The organism is Methylocystis sp. (assembly GCF_051062815.1).
In the GTDB taxonomy this organism is placed as follows: domain Bacteria; phylum Pseudomonadota; class Alphaproteobacteria; order Rhizobiales; family Beijerinckiaceae; genus Methylocystis.
Genome location: NZ_JBPFDU010000047.1, coordinates 1 through 19,749, shown reverse-complemented (window position 1 = coordinate 19,749; position 19,749 = coordinate 1). Strand labels below are relative to the sequence as shown.

Here is a 19,749-nt window from a genome sequence, read left to right as displayed (position 1 = left end):
CAAGTTCACCTTGACGCCCTTGGCGAGCAATGGCGCCGTGATCATGAAAATGATCAGCAGCACCAGCATGACGTCGACGAGCGGCGTCACATTGATATCGGCGAGCGGCTGATAAAGGCCTTCGGTTGCGCTCTGGCGCTGACGTGAGGGCATGCCCATTACGCGGCCTCCCGCTCACGACGCGCGCGCGTCTGATGGCCGCTGCACATCAGCAGCGCCTCGTCTTCGATGTAGTGCGCGACCTGCTGGCCGACGCGCGCGAAGGCCGCGCCGATGCGGTTGTAGCCGACGGAGGCGGGGATGGCGGCGGCAAGTCCGTAGGCCGTGGCCGCAAGCGCTTCGGCGATGCCCGGCGCGACGACCGCGAGGCTCGTGTCCTGCGACTGGGCGATGCCGGCGAAGCTGGTCATGATCCCCCACACCGTGCCGAAAAGGCCGACGAAGGGCGCGACCGACGAGATGACGGCGAGGTTCGGCAGGCCGCCTTCCGCCTTGGTCAGGAACTCGCGCGCCGCGCGACTCATATGGTCGGCGATGCGCGCGCGCTTGTCGCCGATCGTCTCGTCCGGGAGATCGAGCGCAAAAGCTTCGCGGCCCGCTTCGGCGACGGGCGCGAGAACGCCAACGTCTCCGCCCTGACGCGCCGAGCGCGCGGATTTGGTGATGCGGGTGACGGCCACAACGCCTTCGACGATGAGCACCCACGTCCAGATCGACGCGAGCAGCAGCAGCGCCATGACGGCCTTTCCGACAGGACCGGCGTTGAGGAACATGGCGAGAGGGGAAAGCGTGTTGTAATCCATTTCACTCACTCGTTTCATTAGGACGCGCTTGCGGCGACCGCGCAGGCGAAGCGTCAGTTTTTGTTTTGTTATGTCTTCGCGAGACGAGAGGCCGCAAAGCGGCGAAAGCCCGTAATCAGACTCCGGCGCCGCGCGCATCGGGAGCCTTGACGGGCAATCCGGAGATCGGAAGGACGGGAGGCGCGCGCGCCATTTGCGGCGCTAAACGACAGGCTTTCTGGCTGGCGCGCCGAGCCTGCATAATAATGAACGGTCGCCGCAGTTTCGGTGGGGGGCCGCGTCAGGACCGCGCTTCGTTCCGGCAGCACGGCCGCGCCAGCATGGGCCGCAAGGCAGCAATCCGGGCATTTATATGCAAGCGTTCCGTCCGGCGCGGGCGCGTTGTCCCTCTGCGGTGACCATTCCGCGGTTCGCTTCACAGACGACGATCGGCAACTTGAATCCATTCGCTCCGTGCGCTCGAATCTCGGGGGCTTCCAATGCGCTGGGCGCAGGATGGCTAGGCTGCGAAAGCGAAAGCTAGCAAGGCTCCGCCCCAAGTCGCCTTGTAGGACAAGCGACACATGAGACACATCCGACTCCAGTTCCCAGCCTGTTTTATTGCTAGCTGGCTCGGCGCGAATTGGCCTAGCTGGCTTGCTGTGTTTCGACGCCTCCATTTGGAGTGTGCTCATGACTCCTAATGGCGTCGAGTTCGTCGATCAACGCCAAATCTAAATATTCACTTTGAAATATTTCCAGGGTCGTCAGTTTGTAAACCTTACAGGTTGCCTTATTGCAAATTACGATGAACACTACTTTGTTGACTCATTGCCTCGAAAGAGAGTCGACGCGATCGTAAGACTCCGCAGTCTTCCGATCGGGCGGTTGCCCTCCAACAAGGACCGGGCGCTCGTTGAAAAGGACCCGGCGCCCGTCGAAAATCGATGCGCGCGTGCTCCTGGGCGCGAAAGAATGATCTTTCATGCGGGCAGCGAGCAACAAACTCACCAGTCATTGCTTCGCCTTGGCGAGGTCGGGCCGCTGACAGAAGGCCATGCGGCTCTTGAGAACTTTCCGCGCGGGCGGCGCCATCAAGCTTCCCCGCGGCTGCCGTTTGTTTCGCCAGATCGCAAAACCAGTGACGAGCAGAGCAAGAGGCGCGAATCCAGATGCGAATACGAGCAGACGACCGGCGAAGCCGAGTGTCGCACCGTTGTGTAACCAGAGCTGTTCGGTGACGTAGCGATCGCCCATCGACATCACGTTGGGCGTGCGGTCATGCACGAGCGCGCCCGTCCACCGGTCGAGCCAGATCGCGCCGCGCGAGCGCAGGGCGGGATCGGCCCCCTGAGGGTGGAACAGCACGCGCCAGGTATTGCGCGCTTCGACCGGAGGGTTTAGCAGCGCGATGTCTAAGCCCGGCTTAGCCGCTCGCGCCAGTTCGACGATCCGGTCCGCTGAGAGCGTCGGCGCCCCCTTCACGGGCGGCGCCGCGACGGTGGGAGAAGGATAGGGTGTTGCCACCGAGAATAGGCTTACGATCGGGCGCACAGCGTTCGGAAAAACGATCCCTACGCCAGTGGCTGCGACCACAATGAGTGCAAGCAGCATCCAAGAACCCGCCGAATTGTGAAGGTCGATCATCAAGCGCTGGGGCGAAACGCCCTTGCGCACCGAGATTGACCGCCAGATGCGGCCCGGCGGCGGCCACCACAAATACAAGCCCGACAGGGCCGAACCGAGAAGCCCGAGCCCCATTACGCCGACGAGTTCCTTGCCCCACCACTCTTGGAGCAAAAGCGTGGAGTGCAGGCGATAGATCGTGAACGCGAACGAGTGTGTGTAGTCGCGTCGCCCCAGCACTCTGCCGGTCGAAGGGTCGACCATCGTAGTCCAGAAGTCCGGATGGTGACCTTTGCCGTTCGAATAAGCATGGATTGCAATCCAAACGGGCCAAGTCCGATCGGGAGCGATGAGTGCCGTGATCGGCGCTGGATCGGCCATTGACGCCGCCTGCATCGCCTCGGCGACCGTGACTCTCCGCTCCGGACCAGTTGGCGCGTAGAGAGCCGGGTTCAAAGCAGCGTCGAACTCGCGATAGAAAACGTTGAAGCTGCCAGTGAGACCAATGAGAGTCAGGATCGCGCCGGTAGTCAGCCCAAGCCACCGGTGAACCCACATAAATGCCCTGCGCAGGCGGATCGTCCATGCGGTCGCGGGGCCGGTGGCCAAGGCCCGTTTCCTTTTCAGAAATCGACGCTGGTCGAGACCAGGAACGTGCGCGGGGCGCCGGCGGTCAGGAGCCCGCGCCCGGTCGTCGCCCAGAAGTTGGTGTCGAGAACATTCTCGACGCTAATGCGCAGCGTCACTGGCCTGCCTTCGACCTCGACCGTGTAGCGCGCGCCCAAGTCGAGTCGCGTCCAATCCGGGATTTTCTGTGTGTTCGCCTGATCATAGAACTGTGGCGAGGTATAGATGACCCGGCCTGTCAGGGTCGCCTTCCCCGGGACAAACCAGAATGGCAGGTCATATTCGCTGTAGAGGTTGAACTGCACGTCCGGAACGCCGGCGGCGGTCTTGCCGTTATTGATCCCGTTGGCTGTCTTGGTCAGGACTCCGTCAAGCAATGTGACGCCGCCGAGGAGGCGCACGCCCGGGAGAGGTTCGCCGAAGAGGTTGATCTCCACGCCGCGGTTTCGCTGCTCGCCGTCCACGGAAAAGCGCCGTGTCGTGGGATCAGTGAAGCTGCTCGGCTGCGTGATCTGGAAGGCCGCGACGGTCACTCCGAGAGCGCTGAATAAATCGTATTTGGCCCCGACCTCTATTTGCCTCGACACGAAAGCAGGAAACGCTTCGCCCGCGTTGATCGCATTCACCGGGGCAATCCCGCCGGAGGTCAGTCCCTCGATATAGTTGCCATAGAGCGACAGGTTTTCGATCGGCTTCACCACCAACCCGGCGGCCGGCGAGAAAGCCTGATTATTCGAGCCTCTACTGCGGCCGGTCTTGGGGTCGAAGTTGAGACCCGTATTCGGATCGAAGTTCTCGACGTCGATCTCTTGCCAGCGTCCGCCTGCCGTCAGGAGCACGCGATCGTCGAATATTGACAGCGTGTCAGCGATTGCAGCGCCGCGGTTCCTGCGGGTGGCTGTTCGAGGCGCATCATTGCGCAAGCCGAAATCACTTCGCGGCAAAACATAGACAGGAAAAAAGAGGTTCGAAGTGATCGCTCTTCCGACAGTCGTATTGATGATTCCAGTATCCTGCCAGAGACCGACCGCGGACAGCGCGATTTGATGGCTTATCGGGCCGGTTTCGAAGCGGCCGCGCAACCCCACCTCCGCGGTGTCGCTCTGGACATCTTGAGGAGTGAGGGTGGGGGTCGACCGAAAATCGCCCCGCGCATTGAAGATCTGGAGGACTCCACCGAAAAAGTGTTCATCGAAGCGAGCGTGGCCATAGGCGGCATAAGCGGTGACGTTTTCGAGAACGTCGTACTCGGCGCGGAAAGCGCCATGCCAGTGATGGGCGTTGTAATATTCCCAAGGCTGTTGAGGGTTGATCCGCAGGGATGGCGACGGTGGAATCGGAAAGCCGGGCAGCACGGTTTTTACGCGCGTGGGCGCATCGAGATCGCGTCCCTGGATTCCGAGGTCAGTGGTGACGCGTACGCTGTCGCCGCGATAATCGAGAGCGAGCGCGGCGACGCCGAATTCTTCATTTAGGAAATTGATCGGGGTTCCGCCATTCCGGTAGGCGCCGTTGAAGCGAACACCCCACTCGTTATTGGGGCCGAAGCGGCGGCCAACGTCGATATGCGTTCCAAGTTGCCCACGCGAGACGAAGCCTGCCGTGACGCGTGTAAGCGGCGCGTCCGTCGCCCGTTTCGGGATGAGGTTTATAGCGCCGCCGACAGTTCCAAGCGGCGGTACGCCATTCAGGAGCGCGTTCGGACCTTTGAGGATCTCGACACGCTCGATCGGCTCGATAGCCTGGCTGCGCCAGTCGACGACTCCGTAAAGGCCGTCGAATGCGAAGTCGCCGGCGAACACGGGGAAGCCGCGGATGAGAAATCCGTCGATTCCGCTATAGCGAGGCGAGTTGGTGCGTACCGACGGGTCGTTATCGGCGACGTCCGCTACGGTTCGGGCCTGTTGGTCTCGAATGAGCTTGTCCGTATAGCTCGTTATGTTGAAGGGCGTATTGAAGAGGCTGCGGTTGCCGAGGAATCCGACACGCGCGCCGCTGCCGACCTGTCCGCCGGCAAAAGGCGCAGGGGGCTGGCCGATGACGCCGGTCGGCGGCGTTCCATTGGCGGGGCTCGGCGCGGGAGTCACAGCCGGCGCGTCGACGCGCTGGACCGGCCGCCGGACGACCGGACGCGCGCCGCCCACATCGATCGTGGGCAATGCCTGCTGGGCGCGAGATGGCGCGACCGGTAAAGCCGTGAAGACAGCGGACATCGTGGCTGCGGTCAATTTTGGAACAACTCCGCGCGGAATCGTGCGACGCATGAAACTTGAGCCCCCAGCCTCTTGTGTTGCTGGCTGGCTCGGCGCGGATCGGCCTGGCTGGCTCGCTGTGTTCGACGCCTCGATTTGAAGCGCGCCTGCGATTCCTACCGGCGTCAATTTGATCGTTCAAGGCCAAAGAAAGAATATTAATTTTGAAATATTTCCAACATAGTCAGTTTGTAAGCCTTCCAGATTGGCTCACTGTAAGTATTCCAACCACGCATAAGTCTTATTGACGAGGAAACCTACTTTGTTGACTCTGAGTTCGAAAGAGAGTCGACACAGATGAGTGGTCACAAAGCCGAACCGCCTTCCGATCGGGGGCTTTCCTCGAACGGGGATCAAGCGCGCGCCGAAATCGACGCGCGCGCGCTCTTGGGCGAGAGGCGCGAAGTGACGATCATTCATGCTGGCGAGCGTTATCGGTTGCGCATCACAGCGAACAACAAACTCATTTTGACAAAGTGAGGATCGCATGAATAATCGACAATAATCGATGCCACGTCCGCAACTCCATCGATGGTCCGGCGTTTTTTTCGCGGCCACGCCGCCGCGATCTGGTCGCGACGCTCGAATTGGCGATTGTCATCGCCAGTGGTCTCACGAACGGTTCATCGGGCCGCGCGGAACAACCCGATCGACAAACGGAACGGCAACCGAACCGCATTGTCGCGATTGGCGGCGCCGTGACTGAGATTCTCTATGCGCTGGGACAGCAGAACCGCATCGCAGCCATCGACGCCACGAGTCAGTTTCCGCCCGAGGCGCTGAAGAAAAAACCGAACGTCGGCTATTTCCGGGCGCTGTCGGCCGAGGGAGTTCTCTCCATATAGCCATCGCTTGTCATCGTGTTCGAAGGCGCCGGGCCGCCCGCGATCAAAGCTCTGAGGGGAAGCCGGCGTTTGGATGGAATCCGTGCCGGACATCCCGACGGCGTCGTCGCCAAGACGGAAACGCCGCGCCGCGTCCTTTTCGAGCTCTCGCTGCAGAACCAACGGCCCGTGATCGGCGGGCGCGGCACTTCCGCCGAAGCGATCATCGAATTGGGGCAGGAGTCAACGCGGCGGGGGCGATCGAGGGTTACAAGCCGATGGCGGACGAGGCCATCATCGCGGCGGTGCCTGACATGGTCGTGATGATGCGTCGCGACGGCACGGCCTCGGAGGAGATCTTCGCCATGCCGGCCTTCGCGGCGATGCCCGCGGCTAGGAAGCAGGCGCTGCTCGCAATGGACGGACTGTATTTTATCGGCTTCGGGACACACACGCGCCCGCAGCCGCGCGGGATCTAATGGCCGCCGCTCAATCCGGCGGCGAATCTGCCGCGCTTGTCCGCGCAAGAGAGCCGTGCCTCCGTGGCGCGTCCGCTGACCGACGACGATCGCCGCCAGCACCACGATCAGCACCGAGTCGCCGCTCCTCGCACTTCTGATCGAAGGCCGCCGTCGCCAGGCCGTGATCGCGACCGGCCTGCTGGTCGTTCTTTGCGCAGTCTTGTTCGTTCTCGTGCTCGGTTGCGGAGCCGTAACGGTTGCTCCCGCGCGCGTCGTCGAAGTTTTGGTGATGGGGCGCTCGATCCGGGCGCCCGGCTCGCATTCCCTTTTTCCGTCTATGAGGTGGCGCGCATTGGACTCGACTTCATCGCCCGTACCCTGGCGCGGGGAATCAGCAGCCGACACCGGCAATTCCCGAGAGCCGCAGGAGCACCCGTCGGTGGCCTGGGTTCGCCGAGACGAAGTAGGCCGAGGAAACACGCAATCTCGCGCTCATGCGGGAGTAAGCTTTCTCCGTCAGCATCAAGGCTGGCCAGGCTGATCACAGGCTAAACCCGAGGCGGAGCCTCGAGAAGCTCGGCGAGCGGAATAGCAGTCGCTTTGAATGGTGGAAATACATGACGCGTGGACCTGGCAGGAAATAGCGCTCCCGACATTGCGCGAGCAATCAGCTCCTCCGCTTCGACCTCCATCCCCGCCCGGTGACTTCCGACTCGAACCTCGTCATAGGTGAAGCCGATCACTGGAACGGCGGCAAGCCCTAGATGAATTGCGGCAAGCCGGCGATGGTGGCCATCCATGATGCAGAGGCTTTTCTCCTCTACGCAAATAGGCCGCGTCCATGCCTGCTCGCGGACGAGGAGATCGATGACGCTGCGAACACGACCCCTTTCGGTGTGCTCATGAGCCTTTAGATCGAATGGGGAGAGAAGGCGAATACGCCGCTCGTTCATACACTAATCCTTTCGTTTTCCTTGGTAGAAAGCCGGCTCCTATGCTCCCCGACAGGGAGGAATATCCTTTCCGGATGGGCATTGCTCAGGAAGTCATGATGGGAAATGTCCCAGCCATAAGCGCCCGCCAAAAGGAAACAAATGAGGTCTCCGATTCTCAGACTGGAGAAGGGCTCTGAATTCAGCAGCACGTCTTTCGGCGTGCAAAGCTCGCCCGTTACGGTCACCCGGCGGTTTGTATGACCGCGCCTCGACCATGCCCAAGGCCAGCTCTCTTTGCTGACGACGCGGAACGGATGTCTATGCCGCCACGCCGAAGGAAGGCGAAAATGGTGGGCGCCGCCCCGAAGCAGGGCAAAGGCTTCTTCATGGTTGGTTTTGACGTCGATGACTTCGCACACATAAACAGCGCAATAGGCCACCACGATCCGCCCGCATTCAAACTGAATGCGGGGCCCGCCGGGCCCGAGAGCGTTGCTCAAAGCCGCTGCGAGACGATCGACATCGAAAAGGCGGTCTATATTCGCGTAATCGACGCCCCAACCCCCGCCCAGATTTACGATCCCAAGATCCAGCCCATGACGGTCGGCGATAGCCCTTGCCCGGCGCAGTGCTTCCAGGCAGAACACCGAGTGGGCGGTGGCGTCCAAATTGTTCGAGATGGTGTGAAGGTGAAATCCGTCGAAACGCAAATTCGGACAAGTCGCAAGCACGCCCAGAGCTTCGTCGACTTCGGACTCGTCGATGCCGAACTGGGTCGGCTGTCCGCCCATCGTGATCGTCGCGCCGGGAACGGGACCCGCCAGATTGACGCGCAAGAGAACAGGCAATTGCGTATTCCGCACTTTTGCGACTGCATTGGCAAGGTGTAGAAGGTGGATACTTTCGATGTGGACGCGCTCGACTCCGTGATCGATCACTGCATCGAAGTCCGACGCCGTCCGGGCTGGCCCGCCCATGATCACGCGGGCTCCATCCCCCACCGCTTCGCGCACCTTCCGGATTTCCCCGCCTGAGGCGACCTCGAATCCGGCGACGATCGGAGCCAATGTCTTCAGGATCGCCGCATCGCTGTTCGCCTTGACCGCGTAAAAGAAATCGACGCCGGGCGGCAGAACGGAGACGAGCCGGCGCGCATGCCGATCGAGTCGGTCGAGATCATGGATGAAGGCTGACACCGGCTGATCCGGATTGACCAAACGCTCTACGAGCTCGAGCGACGGAATGAATGCGGTCATAACGTCTACTCCGTGGCGCGTCCGAGACTTCGGGCGCGGTAAATTTCCCGCCAGACATGGTCTTTGGCCGAAAGCGCCTGGCGCAAGAGGCCACGATCGTTGGCGGCGATTATTCCCAGCGCGCCGGCCCGAATAAGATCGCCGATGTCCTCATCGCGCCTCGGGATCGCGAAAAAGTAGCGACCGGTTTCACGGGCGATCGCGGCGAGCCGGCGGTTCGCCTCCAGGACGGGCTCCGCAGTGGTCTGCCAAGGGAGGCCGACGGACTGAGAATAGTCGGCGGCCCCGAAAAGCACGCCGTCGAGCCCAGGCAGCGCGGCGATCGCCTCGGCCGCGGCAAGCCCGTCCGGATCTTCGACAAGCGCAATGACGAGCGTTTCACGGTTCAGCTGCTCGAGAAGGGCAGGCAGATCGCAATCGCCGAACCGCCCCAACCGGCCCGCATTGAGACTTCGTTCTCCGAGTGGGGCGTAACGGGCTCGGCGGATCGCTTCTCTTGCATCCTCCACGTTCGAAATGCGCGAGACGACGACGCCTGCCGCTCCAGCGTCGAGAACCTGGAGAATGCGTTCCGACCGCGCCTCGGGAACGCGCACCAGAGCACTGAGGCAGGAGCGATCGGCGGCGGCGATCAGCTCTTCCAGTTCCCTTCCCCCGATCAACGTGTGCTCGAGATCGATTAGAACGAAATCGAATCCGGCCACGGCCGCAATTTCGATAATGCCAGGGGCGGAAAGCGAGAGGAAAAGCCCGCCTGCGGGCTGGCCCTGGTCGAGCAGGCGCCGCAATCGCAATCGCGCAGTCATGACGGAACCCGCATTTCCTCGACGCTAATAAAGCCGGCAAGCGGGTTAGGCGCGCGCCGTCCCTTCAGGACGACGGTTTCCAGACGACGGCGCGCGAGATCCTCGACCGCCACCGTCGGATCGAGGAAGCGGAAAGCTTCTACGCCTGCGCGCGCGACGGCGTTTTCTCGAAGGTAGTTTCGAAGGATATCGGCCGCAAAGAGCCAAAACCGTCGTTCTCCGAAACCGAAATGACGATCGAGGAACCAAGCGAGTTCGGCGAGATTGACCCCGAAAAGGGCGTCGAACATGAAATCGCGCACATCTTCGGGATCGCTCGCCTCCACATAGGAATTAGGATTGACGCGCGCATGGTCGGCCGGAGTGGGGACGAGGTCAGGACGCGGCGCATGGAGCTGGCTCGGAATGAAGCGAACGCCGTCGTGAAAATCCTTCAATGCGACTCGTACGGGCCATCCATCACGGTGGACCAGAATCATGTTCTGCTGATGGCTCTCGATGGCGATCCCGCGCGCCAGAAGGAGGTGAACGACGGGAAGCATCGCAATACGTAATAAAGCCGACACCCACGCCTCGGCGTCATGTCGCGAAAACCAGCCGGCAATCGCGGGTCGTCCGTCATGATCCACGTGCGTGAGCAACGAGAAAGGAACGGCCTTCTCCCCCTCGGCTAAGAATATTCCGACCGGGTCACGCCAGATTGCAGCGAGCGCGCCGGCGAGACGTCCGAGTGGGTCCGCATCACGGGGCAGCGTGACCGCGCTGCCCATCCGTTCGAGTAGAAAGATCGCGCCCGCCTCCCTCAGAAAACGATCGGACGACGCCACACCCTCGAGCCAAGCGCTGATAACGGGAGCGTTGAGCACAGTGTGCCTTGCAAGTGTGCGGGCGGTCGAAGTATTGCGGACAGATAGCGAGAGCTTCAGTGATGGCGCATGGCGATCGGATGTGTCCGAAAGGCTGCGTATCGATTGTTGTGCCAGGTAATAGCGATCGCTCTCGCCCAGGAATACGATCAGCCCGGCTTTCCTCTGTGGGAGCGTTCCTGGCTCGATGATTCTTTCCCATTGCCAGGGGTGGACTGGGAGCCAGTGATAGATTTGGGGACGTTCGGCGGCCGACGCCAATTTAGCGGTGAATTCTCTTCTGCTGCTTTCGTCGATCGATGCGGCGAGAAGCCCGAGATCTTGGCCACACCCTGTTCCGATCGCGCGGCTCACGACCAGCTCCTCGTGAACCGCCAGCCAGATCGGGCGAATGGCATTCCCGAATTCAGGTCCGTAGGACAGGTTCTCTTTCGGAGTAAAGCCAATGCGGGATTTGAAGCAAGGATGATAACGATGTCCATCGGTCAGCGCGCTTTCGGCTTGCTCGTATGGTAGCAAGGCGAGCTTGCCGCGGTTGGCCGTGCCGAAACAAAGGGCCTGCGCGTGGTTCGACCAAGTCTGGAGGATTTCCTCCGCAAAACGCGCACGAATCTCTGCTGTTCCCGGAAGCCCGGTCAGCAGATCTGTAAGCAGATGCATAGGATTGTCGGCTTCTTCTTCTCCCCCATTGGACGCCCTGCGGACAGATCCTTCGATCACCCGCAGTCGGTTGTAGGCGATCATATGATGGGCGCGCGCCCGATAGCAGAGTGAACCCGGCGCGACTTCCACCACGATCTCAGCTTCTCGCGTGGACTCAGCCCGGATCGAAACCATGCCGTCCGGCAACAGATCTTCGTTTACGAGAGCTGACATCAGCTGGGCTATGACCCGGCGCCCGGCCGCAGCCCAGGCAAGAAGATCGGTCGGAGTGGATAACTGCGCGCCCAGTCCAGCAGTGGGTTTCATCGTGACCGCGCCTTTTCCAATTGGATTTTGACGTTCGCTCGCGACTGAGAACCGGACGAGCGCACAGCCATGAAGGGATTCGCAATCATCACGTAATCCGGGTTCTCGCCGCGGCCGGCGACGCAACTCGATAGGTTCGCCTTGGCCGGGAGAGATGGGGCGGAAAGCAGCTCGTCGATGAGCGTGCGGGCAGCTCCCGCTTCCTTTTCCAAAACACGCCCGCCCGCCTCCCAGAGGCGAGCTTCGTCGACGCCCGATAACTCTGATGCGGCGGACAGCACGTGAGCGAAATGGTTGACGATGACGTAGTAGAGGAAGCGACGCCAAGCGATGTCGCGGTCATAGAACAGGGTGTCATCGAGGTCGGCGATGATTTCCGGATGCGCGCGCCTGAAGCGTTCGCGATCGACCGCCATGCCTTCGAGGTCGCGCACGAAAAGCCGTGCTGGCCAACCGTTCTCGAAAGCGACGAGGCTATTTTGAGCATGCGCCTCGAGACAGATCCCAGTAGTCGCAAACAGACGAATAAGCGGAAGGAGGACAACCGCCGCATATCTTTCGACCCATTCGTGCGCCCTTTGCGGATCATCAAAAATCCGCCCGGCGATGGAGGAAAGATTTGGTCGGGCCGTGCGCGGATCCGGTTCCGCAAAACCTGCAATGACGATCGGATCAACCCCATTGGGAAAATCGGCAAAGCGCAGGAGGAAGCCGGTTTCGGCGCAAGTCCGCTGGGCGCCGCCGCCGTCCGGTGACGGACAACGCAAGATTCGTCCGCCTGGCTCTTTCAGAATGGAGAGGCCTGCGCCACGGACCTCCCGTTCCGCTGCTGCGACGGCGCGCGCTCCGGCGATGCTCCGCGCCAACTGCTCCGCTGTATTTACCCGCGAAAAATTCGTGATTCGGGCTTCGAGAGGCAGCTTGACGAAAAGGCCTCGTTCACTGAACCAGACTGTCCTCACGGAAGAAGTAGGAGTCGCAACCTCTCCCGAGGGTCCGAGAAGTTGCAATGCTTTTCCAGACGCGAGCCGGCTGCGGAGGTCCGGATGATCCCGCAGCCGCTGCGCTTGCCATGGATGGCAGGGAATGATTGTCCGGCCAGCAACGAGCGCCGCGCTCAGACCCGAGACCTCCGCCAGCAGGGCGTCAGCGCGCGCCATCGATTCCGGCGAGCAGACAAAAGTTTCGACTTGATCCGGCTCGGCCAGGAGCCAGCAGAGACGGAACGTGGCGCCTCGTTCGGGACTGTAGGCTCTGAAATCGGCGGATACAAAACCAGCGACGCTTTTCGCGAGAGGATGAAAAGGGTGACCGAACCAAAGGCTCCGCTCCGCGCGCTCGCCGCTTGAGACAGGCTCCAGTGTTGACTGGAAGGCGGCATGGTCATGGCTGATTTCAATCGACCGTTCGATCCGCTCCAACGCGACTTTTCGCGTATCTGGAGTCGCCTCTTCGATCGAATCGAGCATGATCCCGGCAAGCTCTAATGAGTCGATCCTGCGTATGCTCCCCTTCAACTCGCGAAGGAGCACATTTTCCTCCCAAGCGTGAAATCCGCCTGGCGAACAGCGTTTGCAGACCGCGACGACGGATTGATTCCCGACAGGAATTTCCCATGAGCCGCCACCTGCTTTCGCGGCGATGGTCATCGCGAGCTCAGGATGTTTTTCGCGCAGCCAAGTATTGATCAAGCGGCCGCATGCGAGACGATCCACTGTCGACGCCGTAATTTGATCTGGTTGCGTCATCGATCGCCTCGTGCGTTGAAAAGAACGAGCATGCCGATCGCTGGAAGTCCTGCCGCGGCCAAAAGCGCGCCATCGATTCCGGTGAAAGGAAGGACAGCGCCGCAGAGAGCAGGCCCGACGATTTGACCCAACGTCAACGCGGTGCGGGCAGTAGCAAGCTCCCGGTTGCGGTCGCCGGACCGTCGTACGCCGGCGTAGAGAGCCGGGGTGAGGCCTGAATAGAAAATGCCGTGGGTGACCCGGAGCGTGAATATCGAAGGGGCTGTCACCGCAACGGACAATGCAACGCAAGCTACCGCCGATCCGAACAGCGAGAATGCGATGGAGCGCGCCGCTGCAGCGCCATCGATGACACGGCTCCAGAGCGGCAGGACTACTATAGCTGCAAGCCAGGCGGCAGCATGAAGCGCCCCGATGGCTCCAGCCGTGAAGGTGGCTCCATCCCGTTCCTTGGCCCACTCCGCGAAGAACGGCGTAAAGCCGAACGCACCGGCTGTTCCTAGAGTGGCAGCTATGACGAGCGAGCGATTTCGACGGACGCTTGCGAAAGTGGGGCCCACGCCCTCCGCTTGGCTCTGACGATCATGGCGCAACTCGAAGGTTGAGAGCTGAAAGACCAATGCACTAGCGATAGCGAGAGCAAAAAGTGCGATAGCGGCAGCCGAGAGAAGAACAGGAAGGCGCTGATAGTCGAAGGCCCAGCCCCCGATAATGGGCCCGATTAGGCAGCCGGCGGAAAACGCCTGCTGCAGGGTGATGTATTCACCCTCGGGTTGGCCCCCAACATGATCGACCGCAAGAAGAAGGATGATGCCGCTGCCGGCCGCCCCCTGCAGAGCGCGTCCCAGAGTGAAAACAGCCGCATTGCTGGCAGTGGCCATGGCCAAATAACTGACAGCCGTCAGCGCGCAGGTTGCGAAGAGCAGCAACGAAATCGACCGCTCCTGCGCAAGCCGACCCCAAAACTGCGTCAAGATCATCGCGGTCACCGCAGGCGCTGACGCCGCGATCACCGTCCAAAACGATACTCCAAATGCACTCTCGCGCGCGAGTCGTTGAACATAGAGGGAAAGGAACGGCACGATTGCAAGTGGCGTTGCAGCCGTCAGAAACTGAATGGCGAGGATGGAAGCGCGCCGGCAGCGCTGTCTGGCTACGTTCATTGCTCCTGACCTGAGACCATGAGCGGATTTGCCGCGCGGCCGAGCGCGCTCGGCATCCCCAATCCGAGATGCGGCGTCGCAAGGAGCGGAGTGAGCATTTGTTTAAATGGCCAATCTCGACTGTCGAGAAAAGCCGTCCGCAAGCGGTCACGTGTTTCCGGCGGCGCATCGAGTTTTTCGATTTCGCTGGCGGTCACGTGCCGGAGCAGGGCTTTCGAGTCGCGAAGGCCGAAGTGGCCTGAACGATCAATGGCTTCGCAAATTGAGCGGAGAGCGACATCGAAGAGCAGCGTTTGCGCATAGGCGAACAGACTCTCTGGACGGTCGAGAAGCATTGTCGCCCGGCGCGGATCCTTAATTAGATACGCCGGCGTCTGTAAGCCCGCTCTCCCGAGCCATTCCGGAAGGCAACGTACCGTGTCGTGGTCGCGCAGGACGATTTTAACCGGCCGTCCTCTAGCCAGTTCGATCAAGACATTCTGTCCGTGCATCTCCGGGATGAAGCCGCAATGCAGCGCATCCATGGCGAAGCCGATCAGCAGTCGGAATAGCTCCTCCAGAAAAGTTTCGATCCCTGTTCTGGGTCGCTTTTTTAGCGACAGAGATATCGCGGGAGGCAACCCTGCACGCGGGGCAACAGCGAAGGTAGCCAAAGGAACCAGCACGACGTCCTCCCCTCCGATGGGAAACTCGCGGATCGCACAGCCGAGAAATGCATTTCGAGGCGCGAAAATGTCTCCCGATGATTCGTGGAACGTACAAAATCGTGTTTCGTCGGCAATCTGGACGCGCGCAGCCATGCCTGGCCTGCGCGAACAGGCTTCCTCCAAGAGGGCAGCACCCGTTAAGCCATTGTGCAACGACTGAGCGCTCATGAGCCGCCGCACGCCGAGCGTCGAAATGTCGAGCGGAAGTTTGATGTGCCGATGAGGATTCGAGGAAATAGCAACCGTTCGCAAGGAGGAGGTCGCACAGACAAGCGGGCCGGCAAAATCGAAAACGACAATTTCGCCCGACGCTAATTCCGGGCCGAATTCGCGAGGCACGACTGTCTCGAGGTGCCAGGGGTGGACTGGAATGGCGACGTGGGTCTCGGCAAGACCGCGCTGTTCCATTTCGTCGTCGATTGATTTTGCCTGGAACGGAGAAAGGATGAATTCGATCGGCTCCTTCTCCGCCATGGCCGGAGACATCAGGAGACGCTCGCGCGAAACCGCGCACCACCTGAGTGCAAAGAATCGTCCGAATTCCGCTCCATAATTCTCGATTTCATCCTTTTCCCAACCTCCCCTGCCCCGCGCGAAGGGATGAAAGGGCCTGTCGCGCCAGGCGGCAAGGCGCTCCCAGATCATACGCTTCTTGTGTTCAAGTGTTCGCTCGCAGTCGCCTTCGAGCAGATCAGCGGCTTCCTCGAAAAGCGCAGAATTCTGAACGCTTTCGTCGAGCTGACGCATCGTCCGGTCTAGAGTGGCCACGTCGAGATCAGGCAGTGCGGAGAGGACCCTCCACAGTGCCGTTCTCTCGTCCAAAGATCGGCGGGATCCCTCCGGCATGACTTCGAAGAGCTCCATGACGCGACGCTCGTTCCGCCAGGCATCCCAGGCCAGGCTTGCCGTCATCTCGGCTTCGCCGAGGCGAAAGCGAACGGTAGCGTTCTCTGCACGGCCTTCGGCTAGAATTCGAGATCGAAATCCGCCGAGATCTTCTGTCCACAGAAGCTCCAGAAGATCATCAAGGACCGTGCCGGTCATGGCGACAATGGGATGATGCATGGGTCAATTTTCAGAACAGATTAAGCATCGTGCCGACGCCATTGGCTTCCGCTCGGCGCAGAATTGCCCGCGCGCAAACGATGTCGTCTATCGCCATTCCCATCGGATTGAGCAGAATGATTTCCTCGTCGCTTTCGCGACCCGGCCTGGAGCCGACGACGATCTCGCCGAGCTCGGCGTGAAGTTGCATTCGGGAAAAGGCCCCCTCGTCGACCAGCTGATTGATAATTTTCTTCTCACGATTGCATTGGTCCCAATCGTCGACGACGACCTTGCCTGCCTTGAGGAAAACGTTCTTTTCCACGTCCATTATCGAGACGTTGGCAAGGAAAGCGCCTGGTGAAAGCCATTCGAAAGGAAAATATGGCCGATCCGTCACGGTGCACGTAACCACGACGTCCGCCCCGGCGACAGCCGCATGAGGATTCTCGAAGCCACTCACGCCAGGTTGCGGAAACCTGGCCTCCAACCATCGAGCCATTTCGGCGACAGCCGCAGGTTTGAGGTCGTAGAGTCGAAACCGTCGGACATGCGGAAACTGCTCGCAGAACATCTGTATTTGAGCGCGTCCTATCGGACCGCATCCAATGATCGCAACCTCGTGAAAGCCCTTTTTGGCGAGATGGCGGCAAGCGACTCCGGTCACGGCAGCCGTGCGCAATGCGCTGATCCTCCCCGCCTCGAGGATCGCGATCGGAAAATGAGTGGAAGAGTCATTGAGGATAATGACGGCGCTTGCTCGGTCGAGAGAGCGGGCGGCGGGATTATCGTGCTTCGAACCGATCCATTTAAGTCCGGCGATCGGATCTTTGCCGCCGATCCAGGCAGGCATTGCGATGATGCGATCCGCGATATGACTCGAACGGGGACTACGCAAATAGGGTTTTAGCGGCTGCGCATAGTCGCGGGCGGCATGAAGACGAAAACCATCCTCGACGGCTCGCATGTAAAGATCGGAGTGGTCGCCCCCAACCGACGCGATGTCGCTCCGAGACAAGAAACGCAGTGTTGCTTGAAGATTTGCCGGCGCAGGCTGGACAGGATCCAGAACTTTCATCGATGAGAACCTCGGTTTGAAAACTTAATGCCTTAGTGCGCGCGCTTCAGTCAGGAAGCATTGCGCAGGTGATCCGCCGCTCCCAAGGTCCGGTGCGCGGCCTGAAGAGGAATCTCGACGCGATCACTTTCCGCAAGCCAATCCGGATTGAAAACGCTGTCGAGATAACGTTCGCCGCGGTCCGGCAGTATGGTAACAATGACAGCGTCGCGCGGCAGACGAGGAGCCATCTTTTCGATCGCCGCGATAACTGAGCCAGAGGAGCCGCCTGCCAGCAGACCTTCGTAGCGAACGAGCTGATGGCATCCCAGCACGGATTCCCAATCGGTCACATAAACGATCTCGTCGACCTCGCTGGCATCGAGCTGCTCGGGAATACGGCTCGCGCCGATGCCGGGGAGCCGTCTCTTCGCGCTTGGGCCGCCGAATATGACTGAACCGACGACATCCACTGCAACGACGCGAATATTGGGCCAGGCTTCTCGTAGGCGCCGCGCGACCCCCATGATTGTTCCGCACGTGCTCACTCCAATGAACGCATGGCTCGGCTCAAGCGGCATGTCTCGTACGATTTCCGAGCCGACTCCCTCGTAATGAGCACGTGGATTATCGGGATTGGCGTATTGATTCAGCCAGACGGTACCTGGCAGTTTCTCGAGGAGTTGGCGCACGCGACGAATTCGCGAGTGAAGATAACCGCCCTCTTCATCCTTTTGATCGACGAGCTCGATTTCAGCTCCGTAAGCGGTGATCAAGTCGCGGTTGACCTTCGTAATGTTCGGATCGATGACCGCAGTGAATCTCAGGTTCATTTGTCGCGCGATCATCGCAATAGCAATAGCAAGATTGCCCGATGAACTCTCAATGAGATGACTGTCCCGTGTGATTCTGCCGGCGGCGATGGCTTGCCGGATCATGAGAGACGCCGGGCGATCCTTGATGCTGCCGCCGGGATTGAACATTTCCAGCTTGGCGAACAAGCGCATCGATGAGCCGCTGATAGGGAATTCAAGCTCTACTAGCGGAGTATTTCCCACAAACGAAGCAAGGCCCGGAATCATGCTAGCCTCCTACAAAAAATCGCGGCCGCCCAGAAAAACCCGCAACAGCAAGAGCGTAAATGCGGCCACCTATTCAGCCTGAGCCGTCGATGCCGACGAACCCATCTAGCGCTCAACGCGCGCGGCTCTGGCGAAGATTCGAACTGACCCGCGACGAAGCTGATGGCAGACCGATGCGAGGTAATCCGAGAAGGATCGCTGCAATCAAAGTCTCTCACGTCATCCATACTTCGCGCGGACGAAGCTCACGAGACGCGCCCTCATTCGAAAGACGCATTGACACGCGAAACTGGTTGGCTTGAATGTTGACCATGTCTGGCAACCCCTTTCCCGAAAAGAGGAAAGAGCAAAGTAATGCCCTCGTCAATACACATTGAAACGATTGGAAGACTTGCAAACTAGCTATTCTGGAACTATTGCAAGGTGCAAGCCTGAAAGATGTTCTTAATCGGCGCAATCCTCACCGCCACCTACTTGCAATTCGCAGCATGGTGGACTGGAACGTTGATCTTCCGCGGGCGCTTTCGCCGTCTTTGGCAAATTAGGCAAGCCGAACGACCGCCGCTACGGCTCCTGCGCCGCTTCTTCGTGTTTGGTCGCGACATCCGCATGGCCTTGTTTGTCATGATCGCTGGCTTCCTTCAGATGCTTGATTCCTTCGGCTGTATGTGGATTTGCCTTTGCCTTCTCGCCGGCTTCGGCGTGAGCCAGCGCAGCTTCGGCGTGCGTGGCGAGTGTCGGCTCTATTGACGACATTGCGATTCTCACGTGCTCTCGCGAACATTGCGGCGGGCGGAAAATGGCTCCTGGATCCACTCAGCGGGTCGGAATCTAGCTCCATTTGCTGCCAAGGGTCGCAGAATGGCAATAGCTTTGGCAAGCCATCTGTTCGTACCTCCCGCAGACCAATGGTCCGACGACGTAAAAGACGATTGTTGAATGTTAACTCTGCAGCATCGCTGCTTCAAATGTTCTCTCCATGACGCAAGAGCGAGCAAAACGATCCGCGCCATCTTTGCAGCCAACGCGACAACCCACCGTGCTTGTATAAACGCACTACAAGAGCAAAATGGGGCTCCAAAAAAGCGAGAGAGCGTCTTGCGTTTCTCGTCGACGCCCGCAGGCTGACGCACGACTTAGAATCGCGCGTTCAGCGTCACATAGGCCGAGCGCGGGGCGCCGGGCATGATGTTGTTGTTGTTGTGCGCCGAGGCGTAATAGTAGGCGCCGGTGAGGTTCTCGATGTTGAGCTGGCCGGAGATGTTTTCCGTCACCTTCACGAAAAGCGCGCCGTCAATGCGCGCGTAACCGGGAACGATGACCCTGTTATCGAGAGACGGATAGAAGCTCGAAGCATAGATCACGCCTGCGCCCAATCCGAGAACGCCGGGACCCCCGCCAACGAACGAAGACAAATCGTAACGGTTCCAATACGAGAAAGTGTTTCTCGGAACCGACGGATTGACCTTGCCGACATCCGTGAGAAAGGGCTGCCGCGGATTGAAGCCGCGATCGGTCGATACGACGCGCGCGTCCTGATATCC

At 60.1% G+C, this 19,749-nt stretch carries 17 protein-coding genes; 3 read left to right on the top strand and 14 right to left on the bottom strand.

Translation table 11 applies throughout. The features are described from left to right. The 4 genes from ACR65W_RS07435 to ACR65W_RS07420 all read right to left on the bottom strand — a co-directional run. The coding region (locus tag ACR65W_RS07435) for a biopolymer transporter ExbD (RefSeq protein ID WP_434499200.1) at positions 1-159 on the bottom strand (159 nt) is incomplete at its 3' end. Beyond that, positions 159-803: a MotA/TolQ/ExbB proton channel family protein gene (locus ACR65W_RS07430; RefSeq protein ID WP_196393701.1), complete on the bottom strand. Its 645-nt coding sequence runs from the start codon at positions 801-803 to the stop codon at positions 159-161. The genes ACR65W_RS07435 and ACR65W_RS07430, both read right to left, overlap by 1 nt. Positions 804-1,796: 993 nt before the next feature. Further along, positions 1,797-3,017, bottom strand: coding sequence for a PepSY-associated TM helix domain-containing protein (locus ACR65W_RS07425; RefSeq protein ID WP_434499439.1), 1,221 nt, complete (start codon positions 3,015-3,017; stop codon positions 1,797-1,799). A gap of 14 nt (positions 3,018-3,031) precedes the next feature. After that, the gene (locus ACR65W_RS07420; protein ID WP_434499438.1) at positions 3,032-5,263 is read right to left on the bottom strand and encodes a TonB-dependent receptor; all 2,232 of its coding nucleotides are present in this window, start codon (positions 5,261-5,263) and stop codon (positions 3,032-3,034) included. 321 nt (positions 5,264-5,584) lie between these two features. Here ACR65W_RS07420 and hemP point away from each other — a divergent pair, with 321 nt between their 5' ends. From hemP to ACR65W_RS07405, 3 genes are all read left to right on the top strand, one after another. Further along, entirely contained in the window at positions 5,585-5,767 is a 183-nt protein-coding gene (gene hemP, locus ACR65W_RS07415; RefSeq protein WP_175095371.1) for a hemin uptake protein HemP, read from the top strand. Positions 5,768-5,874: 107 nt separating this feature from the next. Beyond that, entirely contained in the window at positions 5,875-6,132 is a 258-nt protein-coding gene (locus tag ACR65W_RS07410) for an ABC transporter substrate-binding protein (protein ID WP_175095372.1), read from the top strand. A gap of 257 nt (positions 6,133-6,389) precedes the next feature. Beyond that, positions 6,390-6,590, top strand: a complete 201-nt coding sequence (locus ACR65W_RS07405) for a hypothetical protein (protein ID WP_434499437.1) — start codon at positions 6,390-6,392, stop codon at positions 6,588-6,590. A 931-nt stretch (positions 6,591-7,521) separates the two neighbouring features. Here the strand turns inward: ACR65W_RS07405 and ACR65W_RS07400 are convergent. The 10 genes from ACR65W_RS07400 to ACR65W_RS07355 all read right to left on the bottom strand — a co-directional run. After that, a complete protein-coding gene (locus ACR65W_RS07400) occupies positions 7,522-8,763 on the bottom strand; it encodes a type III PLP-dependent enzyme (protein WP_434499436.1) in 1,242 nt (413 codons plus the stop codon). Positions 8,764-8,768: 5 nt separating this feature from the next. Beyond that, entirely contained in the window at positions 8,769-9,569 is an 801-nt protein-coding gene (locus tag ACR65W_RS07395) for an HpcH/HpaI aldolase family protein (protein WP_434499435.1), read from the bottom strand. Next, complete coding sequence (locus ACR65W_RS07390; protein ID WP_434499434.1) at positions 9,566-11,179, bottom strand: IucA/IucC family protein; 1,614 nt, start codon at positions 11,177-11,179, stop codon at positions 9,566-9,568. Before ACR65W_RS07390 ends, ACR65W_RS07395 begins: the two co-directional genes overlap by 4 nt. A 221-nt stretch (positions 11,180-11,400) precedes the next feature. Beyond that, positions 11,401-13,152, bottom strand: a complete 1,752-nt coding sequence (locus ACR65W_RS07385) for an IucA/IucC family protein (RefSeq protein WP_434499433.1) — start codon at positions 13,150-13,152, stop codon at positions 11,401-11,403. Beyond that, a complete protein-coding gene (locus tag ACR65W_RS07380) occupies positions 13,149-14,315 on the bottom strand; it encodes a hypothetical protein (protein ID WP_210267005.1) in 1,167 nt (388 codons plus the stop codon). Before ACR65W_RS07380 ends, ACR65W_RS07385 begins: the two co-directional genes overlap by 4 nt. Further along, positions 14,312-16,066: an IucA/IucC family protein gene (locus ACR65W_RS07375; protein ID WP_434499432.1), complete on the bottom strand. Its 1,755-nt coding sequence runs from the start codon at positions 16,064-16,066 to the stop codon at positions 14,312-14,314. The genes ACR65W_RS07380 and ACR65W_RS07375 overlap by 4 nt, the downstream gene beginning before the upstream one ends. Positions 16,067-16,097: 31 nt before the next feature. After that, the gene (gene sbnB / locus ACR65W_RS07370; RefSeq protein ID WP_434499431.1) at positions 16,098-17,144 is read right to left on the bottom strand and encodes a 2,3-diaminopropionate biosynthesis protein SbnB; all 1,047 of its coding nucleotides are present in this window, start codon (positions 17,142-17,144) and stop codon (positions 16,098-16,100) included. Between the two features lie 50 nt (positions 17,145-17,194). After that, on the bottom strand, positions 17,195-18,205 hold the full coding sequence (gene sbnA / locus ACR65W_RS07365) for a 2,3-diaminopropionate biosynthesis protein SbnA (protein WP_434499430.1): 1,011 nt from the start codon (positions 18,203-18,205) through the stop codon (positions 17,195-17,197). A gap of 564 nt (positions 18,206-18,769) precedes the next feature. After that, positions 18,770-18,961, bottom strand: a complete 192-nt coding sequence (gene smbP / locus ACR65W_RS07360) for a small metal-binding protein SmbP (protein ID WP_175095383.1) — start codon at positions 18,959-18,961, stop codon at positions 18,770-18,772. A 380-nt stretch (positions 18,962-19,341) separates the two neighbouring features. Next, positions 19,342-19,749: TonB-dependent receptor domain-containing protein (locus ACR65W_RS07355; RefSeq protein ID WP_434499429.1), on the bottom strand; the 408-nt coding region annotated here is incomplete at its 5' end.

Coding starts and splice junctions, on each gene's coding strand:
- ACR65W_RS07430 (WP_196393701.1), bottom strand. CDS start 803: ATGGATTACAACACGCTTTCCCCTCTCGCCATGTTCCTCAACGCCGGT.
- hemP (WP_175095371.1), top strand. CDS start 5,585: ATGAGTGGTCACAAAGCCGAACCGCCTTCCGATCGGGGGCTTTCCTCG.
- ACR65W_RS07405 (WP_434499437.1), top strand. CDS start 6,390: ATGGCGGACGAGGCCATCATCGCGGCGGTGCCTGACATGGTCGTGATG.
- ACR65W_RS07400 (WP_434499436.1), bottom strand. CDS start 8,763: ATGACCGCATTCATTCCGTCGCTCGAGCTCGTAGAGCGTTTGGTCAAT.
- ACR65W_RS07395 (WP_434499435.1), bottom strand. CDS start 9,569: ATGACTGCGCGATTGCGATTGCGGCGCCTGCTCGACCAGGGCCAGCCC.
- ACR65W_RS07390 (WP_434499434.1), bottom strand. CDS start 11,179: ATGATCGCCTACAACCGACTGCGGGTGATCGAAGGATCTGTCCGCAGG.
- ACR65W_RS07385 (WP_434499433.1), bottom strand. CDS start 13,152: ATGACGCAACCAGATCAAATTACGGCGTCGACAGTGGATCGTCTCGCA.
- ACR65W_RS07380 (WP_210267005.1), bottom strand. CDS start 14,315: ATGAACGTAGCCAGACAGCGCTGCCGGCGCGCTTCCATCCTCGCCATT.
- ACR65W_RS07375 (WP_434499432.1), bottom strand. CDS start 16,066: ATGACCGGCACGGTCCTTGATGATCTTCTGGAGCTTCTGTGGACAGAA.
- sbnB (WP_434499431.1), bottom strand. CDS start 17,144: ATGAAAGTTCTGGATCCTGTCCAGCCTGCGCCGGCAAATCTTCAAGCA.
- sbnA (WP_434499430.1), bottom strand. CDS start 18,205: ATGATTCCGGGCCTTGCTTCGTTTGTGGGAAATACTCCGCTAGTAGAG.
- smbP (WP_175095383.1), bottom strand. CDS start 18,961: ATGTCGTCAATAGAGCCGACACTCGCCACGCACGCCGAAGCTGCGCTG.